15 protein-coding genes and 3 pseudogenes are annotated in these 15,084 nt (G+C 58.5%); 1 reads left to right on the top strand and 17 read right to left on the bottom strand.

Annotated features, from left to right (window positions below; genetic code table 11):
* Positions 1 to 31: 31 nt before the first annotated feature.
* A pseudogene (locus ACNAZS_RS05300) lies at positions 32 to 1,220 on the top strand (IS3 family transposase).
* Between the two features lie 125 nt (positions 1,221 to 1,345).
* Here ACNAZS_RS05300 and ACNAZS_RS05295 read toward each other — a convergent pair.
* The 17 genes and pseudogenes from ACNAZS_RS05295 to ACNAZS_RS05215 all read right to left on the bottom strand — a co-directional run bounded on the left by ACNAZS_RS05295 (position 1,346) and on the right by ACNAZS_RS05215 (position 15,081).
* Positions 1,346 to 2,332: a Bug family tripartite tricarboxylate transporter substrate binding protein gene (locus ACNAZS_RS05295; RefSeq protein ID WP_415786837.1), complete on the bottom strand. Its 987-nt coding sequence runs from the start codon at positions 2,330 to 2,332 to the stop codon at positions 1,346 to 1,348.
* A 26-nt stretch (positions 2,333 to 2,358) separates the two neighbouring features.
* Positions 2,359 to 3,279, bottom strand: a complete 921-nt coding sequence (locus ACNAZS_RS05290) for an allantoinase PuuE (protein ID WP_415786835.1) — start codon at positions 3,277 to 3,279, stop codon at positions 2,359 to 2,361.
* 21 nt (positions 3,280 to 3,300) lie between these two features.
* Positions 3,301 to 3,807 carry an ureidoglycolate lyase gene (locus ACNAZS_RS05285; RefSeq protein WP_415786833.1) on the bottom strand — a complete coding sequence of 169 codons (507 nt, stop codon included), beginning with the start codon at positions 3,805 to 3,807 and terminating at the stop codon, positions 3,301 to 3,303.
* On the bottom strand, positions 3,804 to 4,460 hold the full coding sequence (locus tag ACNAZS_RS05280) for a GntR family transcriptional regulator (RefSeq protein ID WP_415786831.1): 657 nt from the start codon (positions 4,458 to 4,460) through the stop codon (positions 3,804 to 3,806). Before ACNAZS_RS05280 ends, ACNAZS_RS05285 begins: the two co-directional genes overlap by 4 nt.
* 122 nt (positions 4,461 to 4,582) lie before the next feature.
* A complete protein-coding gene (locus ACNAZS_RS05275) occupies positions 4,583 to 5,293 on the bottom strand; it encodes a 2OG-Fe(II) oxygenase (RefSeq protein WP_415786829.1) in 711 nt (236 codons plus the stop codon).
* 62 nt (positions 5,294 to 5,355) lie between these two features.
* Positions 5,356 to 5,457 (bottom strand): annotated as a pseudogene (locus ACNAZS_RS05270) (alpha-ketoglutarate-dependent dioxygenase AlkB); the annotation flags it as partial.
* Positions 5,458 to 5,506: 49 nt separating this feature from the next.
* Positions 5,507 to 6,232 (bottom strand): 2OG-Fe(II) oxygenase, encoded by a 726-nt coding sequence (locus ACNAZS_RS05265; RefSeq protein ID WP_415786827.1) that lies wholly within the window; start codon positions 6,230 to 6,232, stop codon positions 5,507 to 5,509.
* Positions 6,229 to 6,339, bottom strand: a pseudogene (locus ACNAZS_RS05260) (MGMT family protein); the annotation flags it as partial. The gene ACNAZS_RS05265 and the pseudogene ACNAZS_RS05260, both read right to left, overlap by 4 nt.
* Before the next feature lie 413 nt (positions 6,340 to 6,752).
* Positions 6,753 to 7,142 carry a YkvA family protein gene (locus ACNAZS_RS05255; protein WP_415787087.1) on the bottom strand — a complete coding sequence of 130 codons (390 nt, stop codon included), beginning with the start codon at positions 7,140 to 7,142 and terminating at the stop codon, positions 6,753 to 6,755.
* Positions 7,143 to 7,190: 48 nt separating this feature from the next.
* Complete coding sequence (locus ACNAZS_RS05250; protein ID WP_415786825.1) at positions 7,191 to 7,871, bottom strand: GntR family transcriptional regulator; 681 nt, start codon at positions 7,869 to 7,871, stop codon at positions 7,191 to 7,193.
* Between the two features lie 86 nt (positions 7,872 to 7,957).
* A complete protein-coding gene (locus ACNAZS_RS05245; protein ID WP_415786823.1) occupies positions 7,958 to 9,301 on the bottom strand; it encodes an amidase in 1,344 nt (447 codons plus the stop codon).
* Positions 9,298 to 10,035 (bottom strand): ABC transporter ATP-binding protein, encoded by a 738-nt coding sequence (locus ACNAZS_RS05240; RefSeq protein ID WP_415786821.1) that lies wholly within the window; start codon positions 10,033 to 10,035, stop codon positions 9,298 to 9,300. Before ACNAZS_RS05240 ends, ACNAZS_RS05245 begins: the two co-directional genes overlap by 4 nt.
* Positions 10,032 to 10,796 carry an ABC transporter ATP-binding protein gene (locus ACNAZS_RS05235; protein WP_415786819.1) on the bottom strand — a complete coding sequence of 255 codons (765 nt, stop codon included), beginning with the start codon at positions 10,794 to 10,796 and terminating at the stop codon, positions 10,032 to 10,034. Before ACNAZS_RS05235 ends, ACNAZS_RS05240 begins: the two co-directional genes overlap by 4 nt.
* On the bottom strand, positions 10,793 to 11,680 hold the full coding sequence (locus tag ACNAZS_RS05230) for a branched-chain amino acid ABC transporter permease (protein WP_415787085.1): 888 nt from the start codon (positions 11,678 to 11,680) through the stop codon (positions 10,793 to 10,795). The genes ACNAZS_RS05235 and ACNAZS_RS05230 overlap by 4 nt, the downstream gene beginning before the upstream one ends.
* Positions 11,681 to 11,682: 2 nt before the next feature.
* Positions 11,683 to 12,558: a branched-chain amino acid ABC transporter permease gene (locus ACNAZS_RS05225; protein WP_415786817.1), complete on the bottom strand. Its 876-nt coding sequence runs from the start codon at positions 12,556 to 12,558 to the stop codon at positions 11,683 to 11,685.
* A gap of 19 nt (positions 12,559 to 12,577) precedes the next feature.
* A complete protein-coding gene (locus ACNAZS_RS05220; protein ID WP_415786815.1) occupies positions 12,578 to 13,822 on the bottom strand; it encodes an ABC transporter substrate-binding protein in 1,245 nt (414 codons plus the stop codon).
* 59 nt (positions 13,823 to 13,881) lie between these two features.
* Entirely contained in the window at positions 13,882 to 15,081 is a 1,200-nt protein-coding gene (locus ACNAZS_RS05215; RefSeq protein WP_415786813.1) for a CaiB/BaiF CoA transferase family protein, read from the bottom strand.
* Between the last annotated feature and the right edge of the window lie 3 nt (positions 15,082 to 15,084).

The raw sequence follows: 15,084 nt of genomic DNA, 5'->3' as shown, positions 1-15,084 counted from the left end.
GTTGTCAACTTTGAAAGTACGGAAAATCGAAATGAAAGACAGCAGTTTGCCTAAGAGGCAGTACACAGAGGAATTCAAGGCTGAAGCGGTCAGGCTCGCGGGCTCGGTAGGCAGTCATGAGGCGGCACGACGTCTGGGCTTCCGGTGGCGACCGTGGGCAATTGGGTGCGTCGTCATCGGGCCGTAAGCGAGAGTGGCAGCGGGTTGCCCGCAGCCATTGTGCCGGAGGTTGCTACGCGGCGCCCGGTGAGTGAGTTGGAAGCTGAGAACAGCCGCCTGCGCAGGGAACTAGCCGAAGCGAAGCAGGATGTAGAAATCCTAAAAAAAGCGACGGCGTACTTCGCCAGAGGGTCGCGATGAGGTACGCCTGGATCGACGCGCATCGCGATCAATACACCGTCAGCCGATTGTGCCGCGTGCTGAGCGTATCTCGCAGCGGCTATTGTCAATGGCGGGTGCGTACGCCAAGTGCTCGGGATCTGGCCAACCAGGCCCTGGACGCCAGGGTGGCTACCATTCACAGCGCGAGTCGGCGCAGTTACGGTCGTGCTCGCATCGTACAGACGCTGCGCCATCAGGGTGAGACGGTCAGCGCTGAACGGGTACGTAAAAGTCTGCGGCGTCAGGGCCTGCGCCCGGTATATCGCAGGCCGTTCGTGGTGACCACAGACTCTGCCCATCATCTGCCGGTGGCGCCCAATCTACTCAATAGGCGTTTCGATGGTTGGCAAGCCGATCAAGCTTGGGTGGCTGACATAACCTACGTGTCCACCGGTGAAGGCTGGCTATACTTGGCGGCGGTCATGGATCTTGCTGGCCGACGTGTCGTGGGATGGTCGATGTCCGACAGCATTGACGCCAACTTGGTGTGTTCTGCTCTGCGATCGGCATGGGGGCAGCGCAGGCCTGCCACGGGCTTGTTGGTCCACACCGATCGCGGTGTCCAGTACGCCAGTGGGCAGTACCGGGCGTTGGCGGCCAACATGGGGATCACGATGTCCATGAGCAGAAGGGCCAACGCTTGGGACAACGCGGCGATGGAGAGCTTCTTCAAAACGCTGAAAGTCGAGCGCGTCAACCAAGTTCGCTACGATACGCGGGCTCAGGCTAGGTTGGACATCGTTAACTGGATCGAGGGCTGGTACAACCGCCAGCGCCTGCATTCGGCCAACGACTTCCTCGCCCAGGTGGCATGGGAGATCGCCAACCGAGCTGTATGACTTGCTGTACGTGGAAACGAGGCAGGGTCACCGACAAGTTTGGATGAAATAGCATTTTTTCAGAAAAATTTACCAGCGATTCATGTTGCCATCTAAGGTGCCCGAAGAAACGGGGCAAGGCCAGCTTAATCCAGCTTCACATTCGCGCGTTCAACTACCTCGCGCCAAGCCGGAATTTCCTGGGCCATGAGATCGCTCAGTTCTTGTGGCGTGGACGACTGAATCAACAAGCCTTCTTCGGCATAGCGTTTCTTGAAATTGGGGTCGTCCAGGGCCTTTGCCAGCATGGTGTGCAGCTTCTTGGTCACGTCGTCCGGGATGCCCTTGGGGCCCACTACGGCATACCACGTCGTGGCCTCAAGGCCAGGGATGCCCTGTTCGGCAGCGGTCGAGACGTCCGGAATTACCTCGAGCCGCTGGCTGCCCGTAATGCCCAACGCCTTTACCTGTCCGGCGCGCAACTGCTGCAGAATTTCGGAAACTTGGGTTACGCCCAGCTGCAGTTCGTCAGCCATGACAGCGACCAGAACCGGGGCGCTGCCCTTGTACGGCACGTGCACAATGGCGTTGTCGACCTGCTTGTTTAGCAGTTCGCCCGTCAAGTGCGTGATGCTGCCCGCGCCCGACGAGCCGTAGTTCAAGTCTTTCAGGTTCTTGGTGTTGTTGACCAGATCGCGCAACGTGTTGGCTTCAAGCTTGGGCGATGCCGCGAACACCAATGGGCTGCGGCCTACCAGCGTCAATGGTGTGAAGTCTTTGAGCGGATCATATGTCAGCTTCGTGTATAGGCTGGGGGCGGTAGCCAGCGTCGAGACATTGCCGAGCAACAGCGTATAGCCATCGGGAGCCGACCGCGCCACGCTTGCCGTGCCGATCGTACCGCCGGCGCCGGCGCGGTTTTCGACGACGACGGTCTGCGCCGTTTGTTCGCCCAGCGTATTGGCAAGCGCCCGGGCCAGTGTGTCGGCCGCGCCTCCCGGTGCGAATGGGACTACCAGGCGAATCGGCTGGCTCGGAAAGTTGGATTGGGCAGAGCCGGGCGCGGCCAATGCCGCGGACGCGAGGATGGCGGACGCGATGAGTCCGCCAGCGCGCTTCAGATTTTTGATCATGGTGTCTTTCTCTTTTCTAGTGGTGGTTATTTAGCAGGCCTGTCGTTAGTTGAGGGATGCGTGGCGAGCCAGTGCCGGGCGATGTCTTCGCGTCTGCATACCCAAACTTGCGAATGCTTCGCGACGTGCGCCAGGAAGCGCTTGAGGCCGGCTGCGCGGCCCGGATGTCCCGCTAGCCTGAGATGCAGGCCCACGGACATCATCCGAGGCTGCGTTTCGCCTTCGGCGTACAACATGTCGAACGCGTCACGCAGATAATTGAAAAAGTCGTCACCCGTGGCCATGCCGCCCCGGATGAACTTCGCGTCGTTATTCACAAGCCCGTACGGAATGACCAAGCGAGAGGCGCCATTGACCTGGACGTAATAGGGCAGCTCATCGTTGTAGGCGTCCGAGTCGTACAGGAAACCGCCATGTTCGGCGACCAACCTGCGCGTGTTCAGGCTGGGGCCGTAGCGGCAATACCAGCCGGCGGGGCGTTTGCCAGTGGTGCGTGATATGGACTCGAACGCGAGGCCGATGCGTTGGCGCTCTTCTTCTTCGCTGAGGTTCTGGTGGCGTTCCCACCGCCAGCCGTGTGCGCACACATCCCAATCTTTATTCTTTACGGCTTCGCATACCGCGGGGTTACGCTCCAGGGCCAAGCCGCAAGCGAACAGCGTGGCGGTAAACCCATGCTCTTCCAACAGGCGGGCGATACGCCAGAAGCCAATGCGGCTACCGTATTCGAACATCGATTCCGCCGCCAGATCGCGGCCGGTAAACTCGCCGGCGCCGCCTTCGGTCAAGCCTGTCTCCGATGCCGGGTCGCCATCCAGAATCGAAGGCTCCGATCCTTCTTCGTAGTTGATGCAAAAGTTCAACGCCAGGCGAGCTCCACCTGGCCAGTGTGGGTTGGGCAACATGGGGCCATAGCCCACAAAATCACGAGGATGCTGATCGATCATGAGAGCGCCCCTTCTCGGTTTCTATGCATAGTGGACTAGCACCCGGCTGGATGCCGGCAAATCCAGGAATTGGTCGTTACCGTGTTCGGCCATGCCCATGAACACGGCAAACTGCGCGGGTGCCTGCAGCACGGTCAGCCCGTGGTGCCACACGCCGCGCCCATAGCACACACCTTGTGCTGGCGAAGCGATAAATGCTTCCAACGCGTGCGCATCCGGTTGGCCGTCAACCAGGGAGGGTGCGACCACCACTAGATAAGAGGTATGGGTCAGCGGAATAAACGTCTGCGCGGAATAGGGATGGCGCTCCAGCGCGCTGATCAGCAGAGGGGACTGCCCCTGTGCATCAACTTGCGAGACCCAGAATCTGTTCGCACTGACCTGGCGGGAATGATCGAATGCCGATGCCACAAAATGGCGGCGTTCCGAACCGGCGTGCTCGATGACTTCTCCATAGGGGGCAAAGCTCTCTGACGTTAATGGGCGCGCGGGAATAGACCGGGCGCCAGTGTGTGCGGGTGAGTTCATTGATGCAGATAGCCTAGTGAGCCCAGATAAGCCTGGCGGACATTGGTCAGGTGCGCGTGCATTGCCGCGCGCGCGGCCTCTGCGTTGCCCGCTTCCAGCGCATCGAGTATGGTCATGTGTTCTTCGCGCGCCTTGATCTGGCGTTGTTCTAGGCGTTCAACGTTGCACAGGCGCACGCGCAGCCTGGCGTCGGAAATAAGCGCCGCCATCGTCCGGTTGCCGCAGTGTTCGGCAATCAGTTCGTGCAACATGTTGTCTGCTGACCAATCCTGCTGCCGCGTAACCGCCGCGCTATGCAGAATGGTTTCGAGTTCCTGGCGCAGCGCCACCAGCTTTGAGGACGGGATGCGGCCGGCCGCCAATGCCGCCGCCTCGGATTCCAGCACGAGGCGCACGTGCAGCAGTTCCAGCAGTTCGGCGGTGCCGAAGGCCTTCACGATGATCGATCCATTCGACAGGCGAGCCACGATGCCTTCGCCCAGCAAGCGATTGAACGCTGCGCGCAGCGGCGTGCGCGACACGCCCAGGTCTGCCGCTAGCCGCCGTTCTTCGAGCACTTCGCCCGGGCCGATTTCCCGCGAAACGATCTTGGCGAGTAGGTGCTTGTAACTGCGCTCGTGAGCGCTGTCAGATGTGAGTTCCACTGAATCCATACTGTTGTATCCCATTGGGATCCCAATCGTACACCAATATGGCGTCAAAATCCTGGTGTTTCCGCCTGACGTGATGCTGGCCTAGGTTCTGAATTCAGTCATCGGTTTGTCTTCTGGCGTCGTCACGGTGCATTGTGGAAGGACAATTCCAGTCCAACACGTTGGCCACGGTGCACGCGACTGACGGCGTGCTTCAGATTGACTCGGTAATAGCCTTTGCTACCCTTGAAAGGACGTTGTGCAGTGCTGATGATGGCGGCATCTCCCCGCTTGAGCGGGAGCACCATGGGGCGCGACTGCATACGTGGGCGTTGCTCGATCATGACGAACTCACCGCCCTCGAAATCTTGTCCCGGCTCGGTCAGCAGGGCCACGATCTGTAGTGGGAAGACGTATTCGCCTTCGCTGCGTTGATGCAAGGCCAAATAGTCCGCTACGCCCAGTCGATTCAGGTGCGAGAGCATCCGAGCTTGACCTGCCTCGCGATTACGTTGAAGAAAGGTGTCGAGCTCAGTCGGATAGCGGTACACGACATCCAGCATTTCGTTCCAACGATTCGCGATGGGCGCCAGGTGGCGATAGAAATCGGTACGCCAGCCCTGCAGCGGTGCCGGCAGTTGATCACCCAAATAGAATAGATCGCCGCGCCCCAGATCGCTCGAAGCGAGCGATACGCGACGTATTGCGTCTACATCCGCGCTAACTTGCCTGGCCAGCAATTTCGCCTGCTCGCCAGGCAGTATCCCTGGCAGCAAGGCGTAGCCTACGATATCGAGTTGCCTGGCGGTGTCTGTCCAGTTCAGGTGGTTAATTAATTGGGGTGAGGAAGTCATGAGTTAGGACCTGTTCAAGCCTGGATCTCACGCCGGAGCAATCCATGCTTGCGATTCACGCCCCAGCGGGAGCCGTGCCGCTCGGTTGTCCCGCCCAATGCGCCGCAATTGGTCAGGGCTACGGGCACGGTGAAGCCGCCCGGGGTCACCATGTGGCGAAATGGATCTGAACGGGCATCGAAGAAAAGATCAGGATTCATGTCTTTCTGTTCCCTAGCGCGCGTCGTGGAATATCAATCCCACTGTGTGTCGCTTGCCACTGTGCAAGCGGCTGACGCCATGGCGTATGGAGACTTTGCGCATGCCTGCGCGCTTTCCGGCGGCGGGCCGATGATTAACCGTGAAAACCACCGCATCGCCTTGCCGCAGCGCCACGACATAAGCACGCTGGCTTTTTGTTGCGGTCTCTGTCATGACGAATTCGCCACCGGTGAAGTCCTTGCCGGGCTCCGAGAGCAGGATAGCGACCTGCAATGGGAATACATGTTCTCCGTACAAATCCTGGTGAAGGCAGTTGTAGTCGCCTGGACCGTACTGAAGAATGAGCGGCGTTGGGCGTATCTGGCCTGCTGCGTGGCATCGCCCCAGGAACGCGTCTAGCGTATCCGGATAGTGCACGCTGATGTCCAGTTGGCGGTTCCAGCGATTCGCAATCGGCGCCAATCGTGAAAACAACGCATGACGCAGTTGATCGAGCAGCGGCGGCAACGGGTAGGCGAAATACTTGTATTCACCACGGCCAAATCCATGACGAGCCATCACGATGCGGCTGCGGTAGCCTTCTTCCCGGGAGTAAAGGGCCGTAAACTCCTTGCATTGCGTCACCGACAGCAGACCGGGCAGCACCGCGTTGCCGTGGCCATCGAGTGATTGCTCGATGGCGCTCCAGTCAAAGGAATCGGGCAGCGAAGGCTCCGTACGCTTTGCCTGTGCTTTCATTGTTCGGATTCCTCAGCCAGCAAGGCTCTCTTGCGCTCCGCACCCCAGCGATAGCCCCATAGTGTGCTGCCGCTTAGCACCACACGGTGGCTGGGGATGGCGATGGCGTAACGAATGGGCCTTTGAACTTTGCTTCCAGAGGCGCGAAAGTTGTACTTGAATGCAGAAATGGACGTGTTCATGGCGCATCACTCAACGAAATCGGAGGATTTGGCCAGTGTAGGTATCCCACGGCTTATTGAAACTCCGATCTTTGCGCTTGAATTCCGGTCAAACCTGCCTATCTGGTAGAGCCGGATGATGATCGCAATCATCATTTGGCGTTCGGACGTCATTGCCCGAAACTTAGCCCTTCACTGGGCCGTTTCCTCTGAATAGTGTTCGCCGATACGTTCGTTGTACGCAGCCGGGATTGACACCTACAACGTCAATCGTCACGTCAAAGCACATACCACGCCGTCAAAGCCGCGATGGGCAGATCAATGCCTCTTCATCGCTCATCCCGGAGGAGCGCACACCGTCAATTTTCTCCAAGCCAGAACCATAGTGCGGCACCGATGGCCAGCCATAGTGCGATGATCACTGCGCCGCCTACTATGCTACGCGGCTTGGAACCCTTGTCGTGTATCCACCGGTCTGCCAATTTTCTAGATTCCGCAAGGACATCTGAGGGTAATAGCCAGATCGCTAGCCAGATTAGGACAGGCAGTAAGAGCACGTCATCAACATAGCCTAAAACCGGGATGAAATCGGGAATGAGATCAATGGGGCTAAGGGCGTAGCCCACCACGAACAGCCCAAGCGCTTTCGCGTACCAAGGTGTTCGCGGGCTCTTTACTGCGAACCATAGCGTCACCCCATCTCGCTTGATGCGCTTGGCCCAGGCTTTCAGCGTGGCCCCAGCTTTCATGATTTTCATCAATGCTTTTTCGAATCCGGCAAAGCGCATGCTGCGCTTTTAAAACACAAAATTCTTGTAGCGTTCGATGTATTCACGCGCACTGCGATTGAGTATCCGTGCGCATGCTTCGGCTTTGTCTGCGTCACCCTGCACAATGGCCGACACGATGGCCCGGTATTGCTTGACGCCTTCCTGGGCACGCCCAGGCAAAAGCGCGACGCGCCGGATGGTCACCGCCGTTCGGTCGTGCAGGCGATCGATCATGTCGCTTAATACCGGATTATTGGCCGCCTCCTTGATGCGGCGTCGAAATGCTTCGATCGTCGCGATGTGACTGTCGATGTCGCCATTCTTCAGGCTGGCCTCGAAAGGTTCGCCAAACTGGGCCTCGATGTCGCGCCATTGATCGGCCGTCGTGTTTTGTGTAGCCAGTCGAACGGCCAACCCATCGAGCACTTCGCGAATCTCGTACAAATGATAGGTGGACGCCATATCGACTGCCGCAATCACCGCACCCTTGTTGGGAATGCGCACAATCAAACCCCGATCTTCTAGCGTGGCCAGGGCTTCTCGGGCTTTGGCGCGCGGGATGTCATAGGTCAGCGCGATTTCTTCTTCCGGGATGTGCGCTCCCGGTAGCAAGATCTGGGTGGCGATCTTTTGGCGTAACTCTGCAACGATATCTGCGGTAGTTAACTTCTTAGCCGACGTCGTTTTTTTGGCGGATTTAGCGGTCATGAATTAAGATCTTTTTGAATCAGATGAAGCAGTATTGCACACTGTATTGTATGCAATACTGCATGTCATCAAGCCTGCGTCTGAAATCAGTCGCTGTGCGCCTGGTTGCCCAGAATGTCTTCCACGCAGCGCGCGAAATAAAGCAGCCGTGCGTCTTCCTTCAGGTTGCCTACCAATTGCAATCCCAAGGGCAAGCCATTCGGTCCACGAGCGACGGGCAACGTCACCGCAGGATTGTGAAGGAGCGACCAGATGCGGATGAATGCCGAACTGCCGGTCGAGCTCGCATCCGGCGCTTCGTCCAGCGTTGCGGGCATAGCGAGCACGTCTACACCTCGCATCAGATCGTGGAAGGCAAGGCGACACGTGTCTGCTGCGTCCAGGGCTGCGGCATAGTCCTGAGCGCAATAGGTTTCCCCCAATGCCAGATAGGCCAACAATTCCGGGTCGCAAAGCGCGGCGTAATCGCGTTTGATGGCTGCGTACTCACGTGCCAGGTCGTAGGCCATGATGACGTCCTGCGCGTCACCCATGGTTTCGAATAGCGCTGGCGGATTCAACTCGACGATGCGTGCACCGGCCTGTCCGAGCGCGCTCAGATTCGAATCGAACAATGTCTGCACGCAAGGTTGTGCCTCGTCCCAATGACGGGTGCGCCATACGCCGACAGTGAAATCCCGACGCAGTGGCGCATCCGAATCGAATCGCGGATCGGACATAAATCCACGCATGAACATCGTTGCGTCCTCGACCGAGCGGCAAATCGGTCCGATCACGTCCAACGGGCGCGAATATCGCCGTATGCCGTGATAAGGAATGGCATCCAGCGTCGGTTTGAAACCTACGGCGCCGCAAAACGTCGATGGCCGCAAAATGGATCCCGCGGTCTGGGTACCAATCGAGATCGGCGTCATGAAGTCGGCGACGGCAGCCGCTGAACCGGCAGATGATGCCGCCGGCGAGCGCGTCAGGTCATGCGGGTTGCGGCATGGCCCCGGCAGCATGATCGCGTGGCGCGACACGGTGTTTTTGCCTAGCAGGTTAAAGCCCAATGCACGGGCCATGGTCACGACGGGTGCATCGAGCTCAGGTTTGTGACCATGAAAAATTTCAGGCTCTCCCCACTCTGTCGGCATATCAGCGGTATCGATTGTGTCTTTGATGCCAAGCGGTACGCCATCGAACATATTGCGCCGCCCCTCACGGTCCACGTTTCTCGCGCGAGCCAGCGCCTGGTTTGCTGCGACGTGAACCCATGCGTGAACGGCATCGTTGCGCGCATCGATGCGTGCCAGGCAAGCCTCGGTCCAGGCGAGCGCAGACAGCTCGCCAGAGTCTAGTTTGCGCAGGCCCTGCGCCATCGTCAGCCGAGCAATGGCATCTGGCGCGGGGCGCCTCACGGCGGCCGGCGGTTGTGTGATTGCAATCATTGCGGTGCTCCGGTGTCGTTGCGGGCATCGTGCTTGGCACGCCCGAGATAAAGGTCGGCCATTTTCTCGTTGGCTAAAAGATTTGCACCGGTATCGGTCAGCATGATTCGCCCGGTGTCCAGGATGTAACCTCGATCGCTGAACGCGAGCGCCTGGCGTGCCCGCTGTTCGACCATCAGTACCGCCACGCCCAGCTCGGGCAGGCGACGTGTGGCGGCAAACACCTGGTCGGTCAGCGCCGGCGACAGCGCTGCCGATGGCTCGTCAAGCAGCATCAAACGTGGCGATCCCATCAACGCTCGCGCGAAAGCAAGCTGTTGCCGTTCTCCGCCCGACAGGTTCTCAGCCGCCGTACGGCGGCGCTCTGCGAGCGCAGGAAAGATCTCGAACATATCGCGGATGCGCTGAGCGGGCTTTTTGACATGCTCGACCACCTGGAGATTTTCCAGAACGGTCAACGCACCAAATACGTTATGCACCTGCGGCACATACGCTACGCCATGTTTGACCCGCGCCTCGATGGGCAATCGCAGCAGATCCTGACCCTCGAACAGGATTTTTCCCGACACGCGAGGCAACAAACCCATGATCGCCTTTATCAAGGTCGACTTGCCTGCGCCATTGGTCCCGGCGATGGTGACGATCTCGCGCGTCTGCACGTGCATATCGATTTCCGTCACGATGTCGACTTCGCCGTATCCGCCTGAGACGCCCTGCAACGTCAGCACTGTCATACCACGCCTCCCATGTAAGCTTCACGTACCCCGGCGTTAGCCAAGACTTCGTTGGGTGTGCCTTCTGCAATCACTCGACCACGATCCATCGCATACATCTTGGGCACGATACGCGAGAGTTCGTCCAGGTTGTGTTCGATAATCAGAATCGACATACCACGTGCATTTAGGGCGACGATGCGTTCAGATAACTCGCCGATCAGTACAGGGTTGACACCTGCGAAGGGCTCGTCGAGCATGATGGCCTTAGGATCAAGCATCAAAAGCCGCCCCAATTCCAACAGCTTTTTCTGTCCACCCGACAGGCGCCCGGCACGCTCGTCGGCCACACGCTCCAGATTCAGAAAGGAGAGCAACTGACGCGCCTTCTCACCTGTCTCTTTCTCTTGACGTGCTACGCGGCCACGTGCGAATACCAGCGCGCTGAGCTTTTCGCCCGCTTGTGCAGGTGCGGCCGCCATCAAGTTGTCAAAGACAGTTAGTTGAGAGAATTCGCGCGGCACTTGGAATGTACGGGCCAGGCCACGTTGCACGCGCTTCTCCACCGCCAGCTGGGTAATGTCTTCACCCGCGAAGGTGACGCTGCCTTTCAGGGGGGCGATATAGCCTGAGATAGTCGAGAACAGCGTGCTTTTTCCTGCACCATTCGTGCCGATCAAGCCCACCAGTCCGCCCTGCGGCAAGGTCAACGATACGCCTTCAAGCACTTTGAAATTGCCAAAGCCTGCTCCGATATTCGACACAGAAAGTAGCGCTGTCATTTCTTCACCGTTTTACGTTCGCCGAACAGCCCTTCGGGGCGATACAGCATGGTGCAGATCAACGCCATGCCAATGATCCAGAAGCGAACGCTAGACAGTTGCACTTCTGAGACGCCTGGAAAGATTTCTCGCAGAAAGCGCGAGCCTTCCAGAAAGCCGACCAGCATGACCGTCCCCACGACGACACCGCTCAGGCGGTTTACGCCTCCCATGATGATGGCCATCCAGACATAGAACGTAATCAGTGGTACGAACTGCTCGGGACTGATGAAGGTTAGGTAGTGCGCCTGGAACGCACCCGCAAGCCCCGCCAGTGCCGCGCCAATCGCAAGTGATCGGGTCTTGAATCGCGCGGGATCTTTGCCCAGTGCGCGCACGGCTACCTCGTTATCGCGTATGGCGCCGATCACCCGGCCAAAGGGGCTTTTGATGATGCCCTTGATGCCTGCGAACACGATGATGTTGACGATGACCAACGTCGCCAGAATCCAGAGGTCTGCCGACGGGCCATTACCGAACAAACGCGGAATGCCTGGTATGCCATGCACGCCATGCGTGAGCCATTCCTCCTTCTGTAGCATCATTCGAACGGATTCAGAGAACCCCAACGTAACGATTGCCAGATAGTCTCCCCGAAGCCGCAGTGCGATCATTCCCAGTGGAAACGCGAACACCGCTGCGAAAGCAGTAGCCGCCACCATGCAGATCAGAATCGGCACACCTTGCATGGCCAGCAACGCCGACGTATAAGCGCCGATAGCGAAAAACCCGACGTGTCCAAAGTTGATCAGACCCGTAAACCCATACTGTAGCGATAACCCGCCCGCCAGCAGCATATAGATCAGGATGGTGATTGAAATCGTGACGATATAGCCTTCCATGATGCTTACCTCGCAGCCTGAATTCGACCAAAGATGCCCTGAGGACGCAGCAACAGCACGCACAGCAGAACTAGAAACGCCATCACGATTTTGTAGGCGGGCCCGACATACAGTGATCCGATTTCCTGAGAAATACCGAACACGAGGATGCCGACCACCGCACCGACGGGCGTGCCGATACCCCCCAGAATGACCGCAGCGAAGATCGTCAACAGCAGTTCGAAACCGAGCTCAGGGATTACTACCGCCTTGACGCCCAGCAAAAACCCGCCCAACCCGCAAAAAATGCCGACGATGGCCCACAGCAGCACCATCACCCGCCTCGCGTTGATGCCGCTTGCACTTGCCAGCTCGGGATTGTCTGCGACGGCACGCATGCGACGACCCATGGGCGTGAAGCGCATCAGCATGAACACCAGCGCTAGCGCCGCGATTGCAGTCACTGCGATATAGGCATCGGTAGGCAGGATGCGGATGCCGTTGAAGTTCCATGCCCGGACCAGTGGCGCCTCGATGTTGTACTGATAATGTCCCGCAAAGAATGTGATGGTGCTGCGCACGGCAAACGCCACCCCAATCGACGCAATCAATCGACTGACGAGTGGTCGCTTGGCCAAAACACGAAACACCCAGAAATAAAAGAACAACGACACGACGCCGACGGTTAGCGACGCGAACACGCCGCTGGCCGCCAGCGACAGACCGCCAAAGGTCTGTGCTGCCACTGCGGCGTAGGCACCCAACGTCATATAGTCGCCGGTTGCCACGTTCGGGAATCGAGCTATGCCGAACACCAGCGTCACCGCCAGTGCCGGCAGGGCCAACAGCAGGCCGAGCACGGTGCCGTTGATTCCCGCATTTACTATCGAAAGCCAATCCATGGCGGTCTCCTGATTCGGCTCAGATCGTGCCGGAAATGACTTCCTTGGCGACCAGCTTGCCGCCCAGAATCTCGAACACACCAAAGTCGGGCACTGCATCTCCCGCGGGACCAAACTCCAGCGTTGACGACGCGCCGTCATAATCGACCTTCTCGCCCTTGCGTAGCAGGTCACGCCCTTGCGAGAAGCTGGTGACCTTCGTCCCCGGCGCATTGCTGACCGTGCGCATCTTGGTGTTGATTTTTTTCAGATCAGCGTTGGGGCCCGCTGCTTCGACTGCTAGCGCATAGCTGATGATCATGTCGTAACACTCGGCAGCAAACACGTCGGACTCGCGTCCGGTCAATTTCCGGAATGCGGCATCAAAGTGCTGGAACGTTGGGTGATTAGTGGCAGCCACGTTGGACACAGCAATGATTCCTTCGGTCGCCTCGGCGCCAAGCGCCTTGATCAGATTCTCGTTGGCAGACCACCCTGGCATGATGAATTTGCAGGGCTGGCCGTTCTGATACCACTCCTTGAGGATGATGGTGGCGTCTGGCGTATACGAGCTCAGTGCGATGACGTCAGGTTTGGACGCGAGGACCCGGCCAAGCTCCGTCCGGTACGTGGTTTGGTTAGGCTCGTAGACGACGTGGGCCACCACTTTGCCGCCGCCTTCTTCCCAGGACTTGCGAAAATAATTGGCCTGTCCCACGAAGGTCGAGTTGTTAAACGCCATCACAGCCGGGTTCTTGAACCCGCGCTGCCGGGCAATCTGGGCAAACGCCTTGCCGAACACATCATTGGCCGCCTGGTACTGCCATACCAGATCAAGCTTGTCTTCGGTTTTCAGATCGGGCGATCCGCAGGTGTTGAGCATCATGATGCCAGCGCCATTGGTAATCGGCAGAATCGCGAGCGCCACCGATGAGGACCAAACGCCCGCAATCAGATCAACTTTTGAGATGTCGACGAGTTTACGAGCCGCTAGTACGGCAGCATCGGGACGCGTCTGATCGTCTTCGTTGAATAGTTGCAGTGGGCGCCCGCCTGCGCCGCCGGCAGCGTTCACTTCGTCCACGGCTAGGCGCATTGCCTGAAGCATTCCCGGGCCATACACCCCCCCGGTGCCCGTCATGGACGTTAAGGCGCCGATTCTGATGGGTTCGCCCTTGGGCGTACCAGCCTGCGCGCGGGCCCAAAAGGGCAACACGCTTGCAGCACCTGCGGCGACACTGGCCAATGTGAATTGCCTGCGTCCGGTATTAATGATCTGGCTCATGGTGACTTCCCCTTGTTTTCGTCATGTGACGTCGTTGATATCGCCCAGGTCGTTCAGATTTACTGCACGACACCTCGAGCGCGCATCGCTGCAATCCGTTCCGAATCTACCCCGAACGCCTGCAGCACGGCGTCGGTGTCTTGCCCAAAAGTGGGTGCCGCCTTGCGAATCTGCCCCGGGGTGGCCGAGAATTTCGTCGGAATACCAATCGTATTCATGGGGCCGATCGTAGGATGGTCGACCGAAACGATCATGTCTCGCGCGAGGTAATGCGGGTCTTTCATTGCCTGCCCGAAATCGTTGACCGGGCCGCAGGGCACACCGGCAGCCTCGCAGCGATCGATCCACGTTGTGGCATTGGCCGATGAAAAAGCTGCCTCCAGAATCGCTTCGAGCGCGTCGACGTTCGTGAGCCGATCGGAGTTGGTCACGAAACGTGGGTCGGTGATCAGATCGGGGCGATCAAGCACGGTGACGCAGAGCTTCTCCCACGTGCGCTGATTGGCTGCGCCAATCATGATGTAGCCATCTGCGGTGTTGACCGCCTGGTAGGGGGCTGAAACGCGATGGCGACTGCCCGTAGCTTGAGCCACCGTACCGTCTGCGAAATACGCCGCCGCTTCCCACACGAACCAAGGCAGCCCGCATTCGGCCAGGGAAATATCCAGGAACTGGCCCTCGCCAGTACGTTGCTGATGCATGCAGGCGGCGAGAATGGCGTAGGTCGCCGTCAGGCCAGCGCCCACATCGTAGATCGCAATGCCCGACTTTAGCGGCCGCCCGTCTTTCTCGCCTGTCATCGACATAATGCCGCTCATGCCTTGCGCCACCAGATCGAAGCCACCTTTCTTGTAGTAAGGCCCGGTCTGTCCGAAGCCGGATATAGAGCAATACACCAGACGGGGATTCAAAGCACTGAGGGTCTCGTAATCGATACCCAGTGACTTGGTCACGCCAACGCGGTAGTTCTCGACGAACACGTCTGCCCATTTGGCCAGCTCGTAGAACACCTCGCGTGCCTCCGGATCTTTCAGATTGAGCGCGATGCCCCGCTTGTTGCGGTTGATCTGCGCAAAGCAGGTCGACTCACCATTGATGTAAGGCCCCATCTCGCGCGAGTCGTCTCCGGTGCCTGCTTTCTCGACCTTGATGACGTCGGCGCCCAGGTCGGCAAGCACCATGGTGCAGTACGGCCCCGCCATGATTTGCGAGACATCCAGAATTTTCAAACCATGTAGAGGTGTTTTTTGGGTGTCCATGCT

The sequence above is a fragment of the Bordetella tumulicola genome (assembly GCF_965138755.1).
Classification (GTDB): Bacteria; Pseudomonadota; Gammaproteobacteria; order Burkholderiales; family Burkholderiaceae_B; genus Bordetella_A; species Bordetella_A tumulicola.
The sequence above is the reverse complement of the archived record's forward strand: the minus strand, read 5'-3'. Positions and strand labels throughout refer to the sequence as shown.